We start from the raw sequence: 15,456 nt of genomic DNA, 5'->3' as shown, positions 1-15,456 counted from the left end.
TTCCCAGCATGAACCCACGTCAATCCCGCCGCACCCTGCTCGCCGCCTTGGCCGCGATGGGCACGTTCCCGCCTTTCTTGGTTAATGCTCAAACGCCGGTGCCAAATGCCAGCGCCGACCAAAGCGGTCAGGGCCCAAGAACCGCCGTCCCAACGATCAAGCCGTTCATTGAGATCGGTCGATTCGAAGAGGACAAAGATCGCCTGTTCATGTTCATGCAGTACACATGCCCGTTCTGCGCGAGCTTGCATGCCCCGATCGTGACGTGGGCGCAGACGCTTCCTTCGCCAATGAAACTGGTGACGATCCCATTGGGCGAAGACAACGACGCGACCCGAGCATCCATCTTTGCGCACTATGCCGTGCGCGAAATCGCCCCCAAGCAGCTCGAAGCCTATTCCCAGTTCGCGTACCAGGTAGGCCAGAGCGCCAATCCAACGGCCGCTGGCTATCTCAGCGTCCTGCCCAAACTGGGCCTCAAGCGCGAAGCTGTGGTGTCCGCCATCAATTCCCCTCGAACCCGTGACAGGGTGATGCGAGGCCTGCGCCTGGCAGGCCGGTACCGCGTCACCGTCACCCCTACCTTCGGTGTGGCCGGTCGTTGGACCACCAATCCGGGTTTCACCAGCGGAAAGAGCCAGGACCTGGTTGCGCTGCTCAACGTGCTCGTCACGACCGCCATCCAGGGCGGCGATCTGACGATCTGAGTGCCTTCAATGTCGGCGAGGTTCTATCGGCCGTTTGCATCCGTCGTCGGAATCCTGATCGCGACGGCCATTTGCATCGCGACCTTCGTTCTTCAGCCGAAGCCATCGTGCTCCGATGGCGGTGATCCGACGGCCGCCGAGAACAACCTGATCAGCTTCGATGTTCGGCACCCCGTCTGGGCATCCATTCGCGACACGTTCACCTTCAACAAGGCTGGAGAAAGCTGTTTCGGTAAGGCTTCGGCCGTGGCCTACCTCGGCTGGTCCGACGCCGCTTTCCAAACGCTTCGAGCAAAGAGCCACAGCATCTACGTGACCACAAGGCATTTACTCGCCGGGTGTCTAATACTTGCAATCCTGGGTGCGGTTATCCGTATAATGATTGCAATCGTAACCCGTAGGAATGGTAGATGCCGACACGCCGCAACCTGGGATTTTCAAGTGCCGCCTTGATCGCGTTGGCCTTGGCTGGATGCAACACGACACCGCCTCCAGCCAGGGAATTGGGCATCGAGCGAGCAGAGTTGGTAACGCTTGTAAGTTACACCCAAGATCAGATGGCGGTGTACGCCGAAGGGGAAGGCACTTACTACTGGCGAGGCCGCTCCGACATGCTCCCCCCGGACGCCGTTTTCATCTGGCAGGACGACGAGATCTCCATCACGCCAGCAGTTGGCACGCAAGTATTTCCCCGCCCACGCACCGAAGCCGTCCTGCTGGGCACCGTCTATTTCGGGACGAACTCCGCAGTCCTGACTCCCAAGGCACGCAAAGCCCTCGATGAGCTGCCCGAGTCACATCGCCTCTCGATCGTGTCTGGCCATGCCGATGTGCGCGGCCCTGATCGCATCAACGACCCACTGAGTGAGCGCCGCGCCAACGCGGTTGCCGACTACTTGCGCGCGCGCGGCACCTTGGTGGGCAATGTGACCTGGCACGGGTCACGCCAACCCGAACCGACCCTGCAGAAGTCTCGCCGCGCTGAGATGTGGAAGGAAACCGAATGAAAACCGAACAGATCCCCCAGAAGCTCGACAACCCTGCCCAGGTCTTTTGGCTTGAGGTCGACGAAATCATGCCGTTCTTCATCTGCTGGGCTGCAGGTCTCTTCCTGCGCAAGCTCACAGGTTCGACCTGGATGGTCACCGGCGGCATCGCCGTCGGCATCTTCTTCTCGTGGGTCTACATGAAGCACAAGCGCGGCAGCTTGCCTGGCGCGCTCCAGCACATCTTCTACAACGCCGGCGTCATGGGTTTGAACAAGCGCTTCTCCAACGGCCTCCTGCGGAGCTTCACCAAATGAAACTCAATTTCTTCGCTGGCAAGCTGAAGCAGTCGCTTAGCCAAAACCAAATATTGGCCGTCGGCCTGGTGGCCGTGGTCATTCTGGCCACCATGCAGCAACTCAAGATCAACCAGATGCGAGAGCGCCTGGTAATCCTGCCTGCCGGAATGACCGAAAAGACTGAGATCGCAACGCGGAGCGCGAACGAGGCGTACTACAAGGGCTGGGGGGTCTTCGTTTCGAGCCAGGTCGGATCGGTCACACCTGGCGAAGCGGAATCAACCGGAACCGTACTGGAGCCCTATTTCACGCGGGAAGCCTGGCTTCCGGTCAAGAGCCATCTCAACTCGATCCGCCTGGATCCGAACTACCAGCAGTACGCGGCTGTCAACCAGTTCTCACCCAAGTTGGCCATCTACGAGCCCAGCACGAACAAGACCTTCGTTCAGGGCACACAGAAGACCTCCGTCTACCGGGACAACAAGGCCCTGCCTTTGTCTCAGATGGAAGTCACCTACGAGATGGACATCAAGATCCAGTCCGGTGTGCCGAAGGTGACGAACATCACCAGTTACCGGGGTCCTGCCCACACCATTGCCTGGGCACAGCGCTTCCCCAGCGCCGCGGCCGCATTCAAGGCGCAGCAAGCCAATCGACCTGACCAACTCACGCCTCAGCTGAGTGGCAGCGACGACGCGGCGGCCGACGCGCCCGCCGGCGGTGCATCGGCATCAGCTGCGCCCGCTCTCGTGGCACCTCCGTCGCCTACGGACGCCTCCGTCGAAGGCGCTCCTTCTGACGGCGCGAGCCGCCCGCCAGCTGCTGCCGCGCGTAACGGCAATCAGCCTGATTCCACCCTTTCATCGGCTGATCGCCTCTAAAACCACGGGAGTCATTTTCATGCGACGAAGCGCTATTCAACCGACATCGCTTGCGCTGCTGCTGGCCTCAGCCATGGCCGGCGCATCCGCACAACCCACCTCGGCAGGCCTTGGGCGTCTCAACGTCAACAAGAGCATCGAGGTCCAGGCTGAGTCTGGCCTGCAGAACGTCGTCACGCGATACGGTGAGAACCGCTCGGTCCCCGTGTCCGCCGATCAGCCCAACATGATCCTGACCCCGTTTGCTGACCCTAACGTAGTCGGCGATGGGGTGGGCTATGACTTGGGTCGCAACGGCAACGTGATCATCGTCTCGGCAACGAAGAAGCGCCCATTCTGGATCTCGATCGTCGACAAATCGAATCCAACGGCGACGCCGGTGTCGCTGACGCTCCAACCCCGGCCGGGGATGCAGTCCCAGACCATCGTCATGCAGGTGGCCGGCAAGGGCGCTGTGGACAGCGACAGCGATGGTCACGGGTCAGGCTTCGTGAACCGTATGCGCGATGTGCTGCGCGACATTGTTCAGGGCCGTAACCCTCGCGGATACACGGTGCGGCCGCTGGCCAGCAAGATGGCTCTGACCAACGGCCTTACCGCGAAGCCGGTGGAGCTGTATGCCAGCTCCTCGCACGACATCTATCGCTTCCGCATCACCAACGGCAGCTCTACAACGCAGACCCTCACCGAAGAGTTCTTCGGCGACAAGGACGTTGCGGCTGTGACCATTTACCCGAATCTGTCGCTGCAGCCGAACCAGTCCACGGACGTGCTCATCATGACCAAACGTGGAGGCAACTGAACATGGCCGCCCTCACGAATATCAAGCGCAACTGGGCGCACATGGACTCGAAGAAGAAGCGCAATACGGCGATCCTTCTCGTGATCGTCGCCGCCCTCGGATTCATGGTGCTCACCGGCAACAGGCCGCTGATGACAAAGCCCGACACGTCGAACAACCAGACCACCCTGGTGACGCCGCAAACACGCTCCCTCACGTCGCAGGACGTGATGGATGCGTTGCAGGCCCAGAACAGATCTCTCGCCGACATGAAGAGTCGCCTCGAACAGATGAAACTCACGCAACCCGCACCAGGCGAAGGCGGGGATTTCAACGCAGAGAAGGTTCGGTCGCTCATCGCGGAAGAGATCGCCAAGGCCAACCAGCACCTGCCGCCTCCGCCGACCAATGCGTCGACGCCAGGCGACACAGCGCCCCTGCCCACAACGGCACCGCTTGACGGTTCCGGCGCCGGCGCTGGCGTGCCCGAAGTGCAAGAGCCAAAGGGCCCACGCTTTCGCAGTCTGACCGACAGCCTTCCAGGTGCCACGCCACCTGAAGCGCCTGCGTCCATGGCCGCCGGCACCAGAGTCACGCCGACTGGCGCAGGCAAGTCGCGTAGCAAGATCGGCCAGGCCGGCATGTACCTGCCACCAGGGACGCTGCTGCCCTACGTGATGTTGTCCGGCATGAATGCGCCGACCAACCAGAGCGGTACCAAGGATCCGATGCCGGCGCTGCTGCGTGTCCGTGGCGATGTCATTCTGCCCAACGGCTACACCGCAGACCTCACCGACTGCTTTGTGACCGTCTCAGGCTATGGGCAGATGGCCGACGAGCGCGCGATCCTCCGCACCGAAAAGATCAGCTGCGTTCGCACGGATGGCATGGCCATGGAAGCCGACATGAAGGGCTACATCACAGGCGAAGACGGCAAACCCGGTGTTCGCGGTCGCCTGGTGAGCAAGACCGGCGAGGTCATTGCACAGCTGCTCAAGACCGGCGCCATCAGCACCCTCGGCAACGTCGTTGCAGCCACAGCTCCGGTCTACGCCTCACGCATGAATCAGGGCAGCAACAACGTCGTGGTCAACACCGGCAGCAGCCAGAACCCGGAAACCATCGCCGCGGCCCAAGCGAGCAGCGGCTTCAACAACGTGATGGACAAGATCTCGAACATCTATGCGGAGTACGCCAAAGAGACGTTCCCGGTCATTGAGATCTCCCCCGGCCGTGAAGGAAACATCCAACTCGTGAATGGCCTGGAACTCCCGCACTGAACCGTTTCAAGGAACCGACCATGAACTTTCAACGCCCTTTCTTCGCACTGGCCGCGACGGCCGTCATCACCCTCACGGGCTGCGCCAGCTCCATGAACATCGGCGAGTCCGGACTCACCTGCCCAGCCGGCGAGGGAATGCCTTGCACGGACTCTCGCACCGTGTTCGAGCGCACCAACAATTTCCAGCCTGGCGATTCGATGTATGGCGCGCGGGTCCGCGGTGAAGGCGGTGCCGGCGGCGCTGCGGTCGGCAACTCGCCTCAGCCATTCGACAACTTCGATGTGGACATGCGCGGTGGGGTCATCAACCATCCGTTGCCGGTGCGCACCGGCGCCAAGGTCATGCGAATCTGGGTGAATTCCTGGGTCGACGAGCGAGGTGACCTGAATTACCCGTCCCTGCTTTTCACTGAAATCACGCCGCGTCAGTGGAATGTCAACGAGTCGGCATCCAAAACCATGTCCCCACGTCGTATGACGCCTCTGCGCGTCAAGGAAGGAGCCTCAGCATCGCCCCAAACCAAGCCGCTGCAAGCCAAGCCAGCGCAGGCAGCTGCGCCTGTCGCAACAACTCCTGCGGCCCCCGCCGCACCAGCCAAGCCGGCGCCGCTGTTGCCGGCGCCCCTGGCCAACTGATGTGCATTCTTTTTAACCCCAAGGAGCTTCCATGACAGCACTCACCCTCAACCCCATGGGCCAACTCCCGGCCGAAAAAAACAACCTGGATCCAGCTAAGCGCAAGGAACAGTTGCGCCGCTGGGCTGCTCGCGCCGCGATTGGTCTGATGATGATCGTCGCACTGGCCATGCTGCTAATCCCTGAAGCGGCACACGCTGGCAGCGACAGCACTTTCCGCGCGATCGTGGACTGGCTTGTGGGGATCTTGAAGGGCTCTGGCGGTTTGATGATCGCCGTGATTGCCTTGATCGTTGCGGTCATCTCGCTGCTCAGTGGGCGGTTCATGGCCGTCGGCATCGCCTTCGCCGTGGCCATCGTTGCCATCTACGGCCCGGACGTGCTGGAAAGCTGGTTCACCGCGATTTTCTAAGCGCCCTACCCCCCACGGGCGCGCTCGCGGGGGGTCCTACCACCACTGCACCCGCACGCCCATGAACATACTCGGAACAATTGGCGAGCTGATCCGCAAGGATGAGATCAGCGAATACCTCACCGTCTCGGCGAGCGACGGCAAGGATGTCCTCTTCTTCGAGGAAGAGATGGCGATCGGGTCACTGCTTCGCTTCAACGCTCTCTCGGGCGCTTCCGATCAAACCCAGATCGCGCTCAACACGGTCTGCAATGAAAAGTACCCCGCCGGGACCATCATGCAGATCATCCAGTTCGGTTCACCGAATTTGGAGCAGACCGTCCACCAATACACCAAGCTGCGCGACATAGCCGAACAGCAGCACAATACCGACAGCGATAACTCGCGCGACTTTTGCATCGACTCGACACGCTCCCGCGCTCAAGCATTCCTGGATTTCACCCGCGATCGCGTGGTCCCGAGCTCCGACGTTCGCCTCACGGAGACTAACAGCTACTGGACCCTCAAGATTCCGCTGACCATCAAGGAATTCCTGGGCACCCAGAAAGAACTCGACCAGATCCAGCGCGAGATTGAAGACTTCAAAATCATGCGCGCGCGGCTTATGTCGCAGCTTCAAACTGCAGGTATTCAGTCCTACCCGGTGGAGACCGCAGAGTACCTTGCCATCATGCGCCGGTACTTCGACGTGTACGGCGACTGGGACTGGCGCTGGGATCCCCAAGAGCAGTTGTGCGACCAGATCATGCCGCCTGGATCCCACATCAAGTGGACCGACAAGACCAACCGCTACCTGCATCTGAGCGGCTTCGCCGACAACGAAAAGCACCAGCGACTCTGGTGCGGCATGCTGGCGATCGACTCCTACCCCAAGTCGGCGTCTTTGGCCGAGATGTTCGAGATGACCGGAGACCCGAGTGGTACCGGACCACAGATCGGCATGCCCTACGCCCTGTGCACGACGATCCACTACCCCGACGCGATGATCAAAGAGCAGAAGATTCGCAAGGGCCAGGTGATCACGGACCGGCAGGCCTTTGGCCCGATGTTGCGGTGGAGCGAAAGTCTACGCCACAAATACGAAGGCTTCGCTCTCATGGGTCGGTCAATTGCTGACGGCGATGCGCCGGTCGAAGTCGGCACTACGCTGACACTGTTCAACCGATCGCGCAACGAGATCCATGGCGCGACGGCTCGGATCATCCCCTACTACAACTCGCTCGGCTGGCGCATGCGCCAGGAGCGTTATCTGGTGGGGGTCAGCTTCTTCAACCAATTGCCGTTGTCACCGTCGCCGACCAGCATCCTCCAGACCCACCGCTACAAAACCATGAGCGGTACGCACGCTGCACAGTTTCTCCCGGTTCTGGACGAATGGCAGGGAAGCGGGGCGGCCGTGTTGCTGTCGACTCGCCGCGGTCGCGCCTTCGGTTTGGATTTCTATGCGCCTGAAAACCCAAACTTCAACTGGGCGGTCATCGCCGATTCCGGCTCGGGCAAGTCTTTTTTGCTGCAGCGCCTCCAGATGGACTACGTCAGCTTGGGCTGCAAAGTCTGGAACATCGACAGCGGTGGCTCTAGCGCTCGGGCATGCATGATCTCTGGCGGCGAGGTTCTGAGCCTGCACCGCGAGAGCAAGGTCAGTCTCAACCCCTTCACCAAGGTGCAAGACATCGACGACGAGATGTCCATGATCATCGCGCTGCTGGGCAAGATGGTGGAGCCCGACGACAAGCTCAAGGCCATGGATGCCGCCATCTTCATGGAGGCGATCAAGTCCTGCTGGAGCCACAAAGGCCCGGACATGGAGATTGGGGATCTGATCCAGTATCTAAACAACCAGACGCCAGAAAAAGACCGTAGCGGCCGCGCACTCGATCTTGCAAAGCTGCTGATGCCTTTTGGGCCAATCGGCTCCTATGGCAGTTGGTTCAAAGGGGCCAACAATTTCCGAGCTGACGCCTCTTGGACCGTGCTCGAACTTTCCGACCTGAAGACGAACCCGCACCTCCAGGCCGTAGTGCTCATGCAGCTGGTCAATGCAATCAAGCAGGAGATGTATCTCGCGCGAGATGGCCGAAAGCGCATGCTGATCGTCGAGGAAGCTGGCGAGCGTTTGCGAACCGATCCAGGCTTCGCGGGGTTCATGAGCGAGGCGTATTCGCAGGTGCGAAAGGAGGCCGGCTCGATCGGTCTCGTTCTGCAAAGCCTTTCTCAGATGTTCAATCACACCAAGGATGGCGAGACCATCATGGCGAACTGCCCGAGCAAGCTGCTCATGCACCAAACGGCTGAGACCTTAAATGCCGCGGAGCGCAATGAGTGGCTGAACCTGAACGCCTACCAGCGTTCCATCGCGCGCCAGGTCCACACAGTCAAGGGGCAGTACTCGGAAATTGCCGTCTTCACACCTGGTGGTTCGGGGATCGCGCGCCTGGTTGAAGGCGCCTACAACCAAGCGCTCTTCACCACCGAAGGCCCAGCCTTCCACGAGGTGATGAAAGCACTCCGCAAAGGTGCCACGCCTCACGAGCTGCACGAACTCATCGAGCGCTATTCGCTGGCCACCGACGAGGCCTGATCGCACATCCACCAGCCACAGGGAGAACCTATGTCCGACGAAACCACCCAAACCGACGCAGCGCAACCCGTGGTTGCGGCTCCCACGGCCACCCCTTTGCTGCCTGAACCACGTGCCAGTGAGAAGTCATCCCTCAACACGATCCTGGTCGTCATCATCGTGATCTTGGGCGGCCTGATTGTTGCCAACGGCGTCACAAAGTACTTTCCCGGCTTCGGGGCAAGCGCGCCAGTCGCAGTGCTGGACTCCGACCTCGTCAGTGCAGCCGGGATACACGACTTGCTGCAGCGTGCGCCCAGCATGACGCCAGAGGCCGTTGAGGCGGAGTCGAAGAAGCGCGCCGAAGCCCTCCAGCACACGCTTGCGGATCTTCGCCAGCGCGGCTACATCGTGATCGACCGCACTGCGGCGCTTTCGTGGCCAGCTGCTGCGGACATCACCGAGCAGACCGCGACGAACCTCGCGATCCCGCCGGCCGCATTGCAGGCAGTTCGTGATCGCCGAGCTGAGCAGCAGCGCCTGGCCAGGACGGGCAACGCCGCTTGGCCGCCGACCTCATCGGCTCCAGCTGAAAAGACGATCAGTGGCTCAAACCTCGATTGATCGCGCTCGCCTGTGGCACTGGATCCTGCACCCGGATCCTCAGCTGCTGCGTCGCCGTCTCATCGGCCTGGTCATCGTCATGACCATGGTCAATCTGACGATGTTCGGCACCAACTGGCTCGATCGCAACTACAGGCTGTTCTACGAGAAGTACACCGAAGGGTGCCTGCCCTATTCGTTCTACGCGGTTGAGCGCAGACCGGCCATCGTGATCCAGCACGGTGACGTGGTGATGTTCACCGCGCATCGAATGGAGCCGGTGCTTCCCGACGGTTCTCGCATCGGCAAGCTCGTGATCGGCGTACCTGGCGATCAGGTGGATGTGACCCATGGCCGCCTGTACGTGAACGGCCGCTACTGGGGGTCCACCAAGCTGGGCGCCCAGAAGTTCGCGAAGCAGCCGAGTAGCTGGGACAAGAGCTACGTCTTGAAGCAAGACGAGTTTTTCGTGTTTGGGAGTGAGCCACGTAGCTGGGACTCTCGCTTTTGGGGACCTGTGAAACGCGATGAAATCATTGCCCTTGCCCATCCTCTGTTCTAGCCTGGTCCTGCTCCTCTCTGCATCGGCGACCACGGCTCAGACCCACCTTGCTCAACTGGACGCGGCGACGACCGAACGCCTTCGCCAACAGTCGGAGGCGCTGAAGCGCGACCAGCCGGACAAGCGCGTCGACGACACGACCAGGCGCCGGCTCGAATACCAGGCGCAGAACCCTACTAACCCGGCCGGGACTGCCAAGGCACCGCTCCAGAACAAGGATCTGCAGGCCGCGCAGCGCGATCCGATGACGGCTGTCACCGCCGGCGAGAACCCGATTGCGCAAGAGCTGGCCGGGGTGACCACCGTCGTCTTTATTTCCGACTCGATGCCGGCGCACACGCTCGCGCCGATCATGCAGGCCGGCGTCGGCCGGCCGGAAGTGCTTTACCTCCTGAGGGGGTGGAAGGGCGACGGCCAGCAGCTGGCCCCTCTCGTGAAGAGCATTCGGCAAAAAGCCGGCTTGAGCGATACCGCGCAGATCAATCTGTACGTGCTGCCCAAGGCCTTCCGCCAGTACCAGATCGAGCGCGTGCCTGCCTACGTCATCAAGTCCAAGTCCAACGGCTGGCGCGGGCTGATGGGCAACGTCTCGCTCAAGGTGGCCACAGATGAGATCGAAGCCGGCCGCTGGGGTCACACCATGGGCAATACCTGGGCCGTGGCCGAGCCTGACAAAGCGCTGGAGTACGAGCAGAAGCTGCGCAGCATCACACCCGAGATGGTCGCGAAGCAGCGCAAGAGCATGGCTGAGAGCGCAGAAAAGACCCTCACCAAGGGGTCACCCCTGCCGATGGTCAAAACGGCCGCCAGCCGTCTTTTTGACCCGGCAGTGCCCCTCGAAAAGGACATCGTCATCGACGGCCAGGTGCGGGCCAAGAAGGGCCAGATGATGAACGCGCTGGCGATCGACCCGACCGGCCAGCGCTACTACGCCGCCATCGACGCCACCGACCCATGGCAACTCACGCTGGCCAAGAAGTGGTCAGCGCAGTACCCCGGCTTGATGCTGTTCTTCACCAACCGGGACGGCCGAATCAATGAGATTGGGGTTCCCGCGTACCCCGCGGCGAAGAACGTACTGGCCCGCATCGGCATTACCGAGGTGCCTTCGCTGGCCAGCCAGGAAGGCCTGAAGCTGCGGATCCAAACCTTCACAAAGCAGTAGGAGATCGACGTGCTTACCCTGATCAAACGCGCATTGAAGACGGCAGCGCTCACGGCGTGCATGCTGGGCGCTGCCGTGTCCGTCGCACAGGTGCCGGAGTCGTCGCTCCTCAACCCGAACGCATCCGAAACGATGAGCGCCAAGCTGTGCTCAAACGCCACGGACGTGATGGCTAATCCACTGAACTACATCTGCGTCGACTCAATGTTTCCGATCCGGATCGCATCGGTCGACGCCGGCGAGGCCACCGATAAGATCGGCTCTCCCTGGAACGCGCACAAGAACCCGATGTGTCAGTGCGGCATGTTTCCAAGCTACCCCATCGGCATGTGGGTGCCCGATCGCATGATCGAAGCTGTGGAGCAACCTGGTTGCTCCCCACTCACTGGGTTGAACCTGGCCAGCGCGCTGACGGTAGCGCTGAGCAAGACCCTGCCGAAGGGCCGAGAAAGTACGACAGCCGACGCCGGCGGCGGATCTGAAGCCGGCTTCCGCCACGTCAACACCTGGCAGTCGATGCTCCCGCAAATCCTTGGTTTGCCGGTCGCGAAGTGCCAGCCCACCATGCCGTTTGAGACCACATTGATCTCACCGATGTGGAACGCAAATGACCCGGTCACACCGAACCTCCTCTTCCCCGAGTGGAACCTCATCTACACACAGGTCATTGGCTTCGTGAAGTCCACGTTGTCGTGCGTCAACGCCACCTTGAACACCAAGGCTCAGCAGCCTATTGAAGATGCCATGTACTGGCAGCTCGGCTGCTGGGGAAAATCCCTGCCGGCCAACGGCCGCTATGCAGACAACGACCCCGTGCGCGGAAGCTCACTGGTCGCAGCGCGTTCGCTCTTTCACTCGGCCCGCACGGGCGGCAACGGCCTCTTCCTAACCGTTGGTGATGCGGCAGTCTGCGGACCCGTGCCCGCGCCCTTCCCCCAAAAGAGTGGCTTCAAGCACTCGATGATGTTCCCGTTCACGGAAAAAGGTCCGCTGGATACAAGCGGCCGGGCCCAGTTCGACATCAAGTCGCCGCTGAGTCAAATCCAGGAGCTCAACCCGCTTGCCGCAGTATTCAGTTCTTGCGCCCACAGCATTGGATCCAGCCACTGGCGCTGGGGCATGGGCAAGCACAAAGCCGTGACGCCGCGTGACTACGTCTACATGCAATGGCGCTGGATCGACTGCTGCCAATAGGAGTGACCAAGTGAGCACGATCAACCGCAGACAAGCGCTCGCGCTTGCACTCACCTCCGCCGCGCCGATGGCGGTCTTCAGCCAGCCAGGCGGCGCCGGTTTCGGCAAGCAGGAGCGGGACGCGCTGAATCTGGCGCGTGCGGCCGCCAGCGGCTCACCAGGCGCGGCCGACAAGCTCAAACGCCAGGCCAATACCGGCGACCGATGGGCGGCCATGCAGTACGGCTGGCTGGCCCACACCGGCCAGATGCCCAACCGCCTCGGCCGCGACATGGAGATGGCCATGCGGGCCTACAACCTGTCCTGCAAGGTCGTCGGGGAAAACCAAGAGTTGATCTCGCTATCAGGCAACCAGATAGCCGCATACAACGCCGGCTTAGCCTACTACGCCGGCCAGGTCGAGGGCAAGCGCGATCCGTTTGCTGCGATCAAGTGGTTTCGCGCGGCCAGCGGCGAAGAAGGCGGAAAGCTGCCCTTCTACCCGGCCTACGTGTACCTGGCCAAGATCTACGAAAACGGTGAAGGTGTTCCCGTCAACCTGAGCGAGGCCGCTCGGTATTGGACAGCAGCTGCTGCGCAACGCGAGCCGACCGCGCTCTACACGAAGGGCAAGATGCTGATCGAGGGCGTGGGCGTCGGCAAGAACTACTTCGAGGGCTTCACCTTGCTGATGCGCGCGGCCGACCAGTGGCAGATCGATGCCATCTACATGCTCGCCCAGATCTACGCGAACGGAAATTTCGCGCACGACCGCAATGACCTGGAGGCCACCAAGTGGATCCAAATCGCGGCCAGCAAAGACGAGCGTTTCCGCAAGCTCGCCGATCAGATGAATGCCAAGTTGTCGCCGACGGATCAGAAGAAAGCCCGCGCCGCGTCGGTGAACTGGATGCGATCGCACATGAAGGCGCCGGAACCCTTCGACTACACATTGCCCATCAATGCGCCGCCGCCGCGGCGTGGCATCTAGGTCAGGTCTTCGACATTCTCTTGGTTGCCGCCTGCTGCAACGCCTTCTCGATGTCTTGGCTTGAGCTTGCGCCCACGCGGCGCGTGCCATCTTCGAAGATCATGACCGGCGTGGACTTCACGCCAAGACGCTCCGCGGCCGCCATGGCGCCGCCCAGGCGCTCGACACCTCGCTCGCAAAGATCAGCTGCCGGGCGCACGCCCTTGCCCATCCATTCGGACCAGGCCTTCGCCGGATCCTCACTGCACAGGATGCGAGCAGCTTGTTGCTGAGATTGCGGGCCCAGGATGGCCACCACCAGGCTGTAGACAGTCACGTCGGGCACGGTCGCGAGGGTTTCGTGCAGCTGTCGGCAGTAGCCGCAGCTCGGATCCTCAACCACCAGAATCTTGCGCGATCCGTTGCCACGTTTGAGTGCCAGGCCAGTCGGAAGGTGCTCCCAGGACACTTTCTGCATCTCCACCATGCGGTCCTCAGTGAGGTTGCGGCCGTTGGCCACGCTGAGCACGTTGCCCACGATGACGTGCTTGTAGTCGCGGGTGACGTAGGCCACGCCGTCGCTCGTCGACATCTCGATCAGGTGCGGGGACAAGGCCTTCAACGACTGAATCTTCGCCATGTCATCCACAGCGCGCAGCGCTACCTCCACCTGCTTGGCCTCGGTGTCGCTGACAGCATCGGCAACAGCGTCCCCAATCTGTTCTTTAGCCGTCGGTGGTGCTGAGTGGTCAGAATTTATGCAACCTTGGACCAGGAAAAGAGTCCCAAGGAACAACGGTGCGAAGCGCAGATTCGAGAACAGTCTCACATTCATAGTCGGCCTAAGTGTGCGGAAAATTGCGAAAGTTGTACGATTATCCGTTACTGCTCTCGAATCCAGCAACCGCAATCGGCCGGGCTGTAATACGCGGTTACACTACGGGTGGGTTATAGAATCTTCCGTCTCACATGTCGGAGGCTCATGGACATGGACCAGATCACTCAAGTCGTCTCTTGGACTGACACATTGAAGGACTCCACGGCTGGCGAGCAACGCCGACCATGGGGCGGCGAGCGCATCGACGACGGTCTCATTGACATTTCGGGAACGCCCAAGGCCAAAAAGGCCCCAAAAGCCGACCCTGCCCGCGCGGCGCGCAGAAAATCCCCTCTCACCGAAGACGAGAAGGATCAGGCCAAGCGCAAGACCGAACTCGAACGCCGGCGCCTCATCGCGGTCTACGAGGATTTGCGCGACGAGCTGAACATGAACAACCGCGAGATCGTGGACGCGCTCAGAAAGCGGCGCTATGAGATCTCCTACGCCAATTTCCAGCGCCATGTTCAAGGCAATGCATCGGTGCATGCCATTGCGAGAACCGTCAGCAAGGCCCAGGCCTTCTACGACGAGATGATGAACAACCCGTACATGAATATGACTACCGAACAGGTCATTCATGCGTGGTTCACCGACGTTGGCTTGCCGTACCACGAGTTCGGCGTGCGCTCCGCTGCGCTGAAGGAGTTCGCAGCGATCGTGGATGAGACCTACTCCACGCTGTGGCGCTGGCGCCTGGCAGAAAAGATTCCCACCTATGCGGCGAACCGAATCACCAAAAAGGTCGAGAAGATCAAGGCTGGGCTTCAGCGCGCCAAGGCGCGGGAAGAAGCCAAGAAGGCCCAGGCGGCGCGCACCCAGGCCCGCGCGTCAACCTGAGCTTGCGGTCAGCAGCGACACGGCTTGCTTGAACTTCAAGCCGGTCAAGTGCATCACCAGGTCAATCGCACCGCCGCCGCCGGCACCTAAGCGGCCGTCGTGCCACCTGAGGTCCGCTCCAGGACGTTGAGTGATCAGGATCTCGGCCACAAAGCCAGTCATCAGTCCGACGTAGATGCGCCGGGTCGACGGGTCCTTCGTGGGCCGAAACTCAGCATCGACCTTCCAGCTGGCGATCGCCTGACTCTCTTGGAGTCGGCAGAGGACCTTCTTCGCGGGAAGCAGCCGCACCGATTCGAGCATCGCAGCACCATAGGCAGGCGCTCGCTTGCGCGTGTTCGCGCGCGCGAAACGGACCGGGTCAGCCGATGCGCTGCACCTGGTCGACGCTGAACCAACGGGAGCGCGCATGCGTGCGACCAGCAGCGGCAACAAGGCCACGCTTGCAGTCTCGAAGCACCACGCCGGCGTCACTTCGGCTGACAACTCCACCAGGTTTACGACTGCTGACTCGGGCATGCGACGAATGTATCATTTTCCATATAAACTCTGAAATTATTAACCGCAACAGTCATCGCGTCGCGATTGCAAGCGTGCTCGATGGCGCCGGACACCGTCATGCCAAATTTGCACCTCGAATGCCCCTACTGCGATCACTCGCACGGGGATCCCCTAGAGGTCCTGGACCACACCCCAGAAGACGCCATGCGCTGCGAGCAGTG

Annotated in this window: 17 protein-coding genes; 15 read left to right on the top strand and 2 right to left on the bottom strand. The window is 61.2% G+C overall.

Annotated elements, in window-relative coordinates:
* Positions 1 to 8 precede the first annotated feature (8 nt).
* The 14 genes from G518_RS0117980 to G518_RS0117910 all read left to right on the top strand — a co-directional run bounded on the left by G518_RS0117980 (position 9) and on the right by G518_RS0117910 (position 13,038).
* Positions 9 to 707: a thioredoxin domain-containing protein gene (locus G518_RS0117980; protein WP_028603742.1), complete on the top strand. Its 699-nt coding sequence runs from the start codon at positions 9 to 11 to the stop codon at positions 705 to 707.
* Positions 708 to 1,117: 410 nt separating this feature from the next.
* A complete protein-coding gene (locus G518_RS38610; RefSeq protein ID WP_028603740.1) occupies positions 1,118 to 1,714 on the top strand; it encodes an OmpA family protein in 597 nt (198 codons plus the stop codon).
* On the top strand, positions 1,711 to 2,010 hold the full coding sequence (traL, locus tag G518_RS0117965) for a type IV conjugative transfer system protein TraL (RefSeq protein WP_028603739.1): 300 nt from the start codon (positions 1,711 to 1,713) through the stop codon (positions 2,008 to 2,010). The genes G518_RS38610 and traL overlap by 4 nt, the downstream gene beginning before the upstream one ends.
* Positions 2,007 to 2,873, top strand: a complete 867-nt coding sequence (locus G518_RS0117960) for a TraE/TraK family type IV conjugative transfer system protein (RefSeq protein WP_028603738.1) — start codon at positions 2,007 to 2,009, stop codon at positions 2,871 to 2,873. The genes traL and G518_RS0117960 overlap by 4 nt, the downstream gene beginning before the upstream one ends.
* Before the next feature lie 19 nt (positions 2,874 to 2,892).
* The gene (locus G518_RS0117955) at positions 2,893 to 3,675 is read left to right on the top strand and encodes a TraK domain-containing protein (protein WP_028603737.1); all 783 of its coding nucleotides are present in this window, start codon (positions 2,893 to 2,895) and stop codon (positions 3,673 to 3,675) included.
* 2 nt (positions 3,676 to 3,677) lie between these two features.
* Positions 3,678 to 4,934 carry a TraB/VirB10 family protein gene (locus tag G518_RS0117950; protein WP_028603736.1) on the top strand — a complete coding sequence of 419 codons (1,257 nt, stop codon included), beginning with the start codon at positions 3,678 to 3,680 and terminating at the stop codon, positions 4,932 to 4,934.
* Positions 4,935 to 4,954: 20 nt separating this feature from the next.
* Entirely contained in the window at positions 4,955 to 5,572 is a 618-nt protein-coding gene (locus tag G518_RS38605; RefSeq protein ID WP_051236971.1) for a TraV family lipoprotein, read from the top strand.
* Positions 5,573 to 5,603: 31 nt separating this feature from the next.
* On the top strand, positions 5,604 to 5,984 hold the full coding sequence (locus G518_RS38600; RefSeq protein ID WP_051236970.1) for a TrbC/VirB2 family protein: 381 nt from the start codon (positions 5,604 to 5,606) through the stop codon (positions 5,982 to 5,984).
* Between the two features lie 61 nt (positions 5,985 to 6,045).
* The gene (locus tag G518_RS0117935; RefSeq protein ID WP_028603735.1) at positions 6,046 to 8,565 is read left to right on the top strand and encodes a TraC family protein; all 2,520 of its coding nucleotides are present in this window, start codon (positions 6,046 to 6,048) and stop codon (positions 8,563 to 8,565) included.
* Positions 8,566 to 8,595: 30 nt separating this feature from the next.
* Entirely contained in the window at positions 8,596 to 9,168 is a 573-nt protein-coding gene (locus G518_RS0117930; RefSeq protein ID WP_028603734.1) for a hypothetical protein, read from the top strand.
* The gene (lepB, locus tag G518_RS38595) at positions 9,149 to 9,709 is read left to right on the top strand and encodes a signal peptidase I (RefSeq protein WP_051236967.1); all 561 of its coding nucleotides are present in this window, start codon (positions 9,149 to 9,151) and stop codon (positions 9,707 to 9,709) included. The genes G518_RS0117930 and lepB overlap by 20 nt, the downstream gene beginning before the upstream one ends.
* Positions 9,675 to 10,874 (top strand): TrbC family F-type conjugative pilus assembly protein, encoded by a 1,200-nt coding sequence (locus tag G518_RS0117920; protein ID WP_084651951.1) that lies wholly within the window; start codon positions 9,675 to 9,677, stop codon positions 10,872 to 10,874. Before lepB ends, G518_RS0117920 begins: the two co-directional genes overlap by 35 nt.
* 9 nt (positions 10,875 to 10,883) lie before the next feature.
* A complete protein-coding gene (locus G518_RS0117915; RefSeq protein ID WP_028603732.1) occupies positions 10,884 to 12,068 on the top strand; it encodes a TraU family protein in 1,185 nt (394 codons plus the stop codon).
* A 10-nt stretch (positions 12,069 to 12,078) separates the two neighbouring features.
* Entirely contained in the window at positions 12,079 to 13,038 is a 960-nt protein-coding gene (locus tag G518_RS0117910) for a tetratricopeptide repeat protein (RefSeq protein WP_028603731.1), read from the top strand.
* 1 nt (position 13,039) lies between these two features.
* Here the strand turns inward: G518_RS0117910 and G518_RS35690 are convergent, their stop codons facing one another.
* Positions 13,040 to 13,852 (bottom strand): DsbC family protein, encoded by an 813-nt coding sequence (locus G518_RS35690; RefSeq protein WP_051236965.1) that lies wholly within the window; start codon positions 13,850 to 13,852, stop codon positions 13,040 to 13,042.
* 153 nt (positions 13,853 to 14,005) lie between these two features.
* Between G518_RS35690 and G518_RS0117900 the strand changes: the two genes are divergently transcribed.
* Complete coding sequence (locus tag G518_RS0117900) at positions 14,006 to 14,734, top strand: hypothetical protein (protein ID WP_156909450.1); 729 nt, start codon at positions 14,006 to 14,008, stop codon at positions 14,732 to 14,734.
* On the opposite strand, the gene G518_RS41065 is transcribed toward G518_RS0117900, so the two are convergent.
* Positions 14,726 to 15,253 (bottom strand): hypothetical protein, encoded by a 528-nt coding sequence (locus G518_RS41065; RefSeq protein ID WP_156909449.1) that lies wholly within the window; start codon positions 15,251 to 15,253, stop codon positions 14,726 to 14,728. The genes G518_RS0117900 and G518_RS41065 overlap by 9 nt on opposite strands.
* Between the last annotated feature and the right edge of the window lie 203 nt (positions 15,254 to 15,456).

It is taken from the genome of Ottowia thiooxydans DSM 14619 (assembly GCF_000422885.1).
GTDB classification, from domain to species: domain Bacteria; phylum Pseudomonadota; class Gammaproteobacteria; order Burkholderiales; family Burkholderiaceae_C; genus Ottowia; species Ottowia thiooxydans.
This window is presented reverse-complemented; position numbering and strand designations above follow the sequence as displayed.

What these genes read in the sequence shown, in the direction of transcription:
- G518_RS0117980 (WP_028603742.1), top strand. Translation starts at nt 9, where the DNA reads ATGAACCCACGTCAATCCCGCCGCACCCTGCTCGCCGCCTTGGCCGCG.
- G518_RS0117930 (WP_028603734.1), top strand. Translation starts at nt 8,596, where the DNA reads ATGTCCGACGAAACCACCCAAACCGACGCAGCGCAACCCGTGGTTGCG.
- G518_RS0117960 (WP_028603738.1), top strand. Translation starts at nt 2,007, where the DNA reads ATGAAACTCAATTTCTTCGCTGGCAAGCTGAAGCAGTCGCTTAGCCAA.
- G518_RS0117920 (WP_084651951.1), top strand. Translation starts at nt 9,675, where the DNA reads ATGAAATCATTGCCCTTGCCCATCCTCTGTTCTAGCCTGGTCCTGCTC.
- G518_RS38600 (WP_051236970.1), top strand. Translation starts at nt 5,604, where the DNA reads ATGACAGCACTCACCCTCAACCCCATGGGCCAACTCCCGGCCGAAAAA.
- G518_RS0117955 (WP_028603737.1), top strand. Translation starts at nt 2,893, where the DNA reads ATGCGACGAAGCGCTATTCAACCGACATCGCTTGCGCTGCTGCTGGCC.
- G518_RS0117935 (WP_028603735.1), top strand. Translation starts at nt 6,046, where the DNA reads ATGAACATACTCGGAACAATTGGCGAGCTGATCCGCAAGGATGAGATC.
- G518_RS38610 (WP_028603740.1), top strand. Translation starts at nt 1,118, where the DNA reads ATGCCGACACGCCGCAACCTGGGATTTTCAAGTGCCGCCTTGATCGCG.
- G518_RS41065 (WP_156909449.1), bottom strand. Translation starts at nt 15,253, where the DNA reads ATGCCCGAGTCAGCAGTCGTAAACCTGGTGGAGTTGTCAGCCGAAGTG.
- G518_RS38605 (WP_051236971.1), top strand. Translation starts at nt 4,955, where the DNA reads ATGAACTTTCAACGCCCTTTCTTCGCACTGGCCGCGACGGCCGTCATC.
- traL (WP_028603739.1), top strand. Translation starts at nt 1,711, where the DNA reads ATGAAAACCGAACAGATCCCCCAGAAGCTCGACAACCCTGCCCAGGTC.
- G518_RS0117900 (WP_156909450.1), top strand. Translation starts at nt 14,006, where the DNA reads ATGGACCAGATCACTCAAGTCGTCTCTTGGACTGACACATTGAAGGAC.
- G518_RS0117950 (WP_028603736.1), top strand. Translation starts at nt 3,678, where the DNA reads ATGGCCGCCCTCACGAATATCAAGCGCAACTGGGCGCACATGGACTCG.
- G518_RS35690 (WP_051236965.1), bottom strand. Translation starts at nt 13,852, where the DNA reads ATGAATGTGAGACTGTTCTCGAATCTGCGCTTCGCACCGTTGTTCCTT.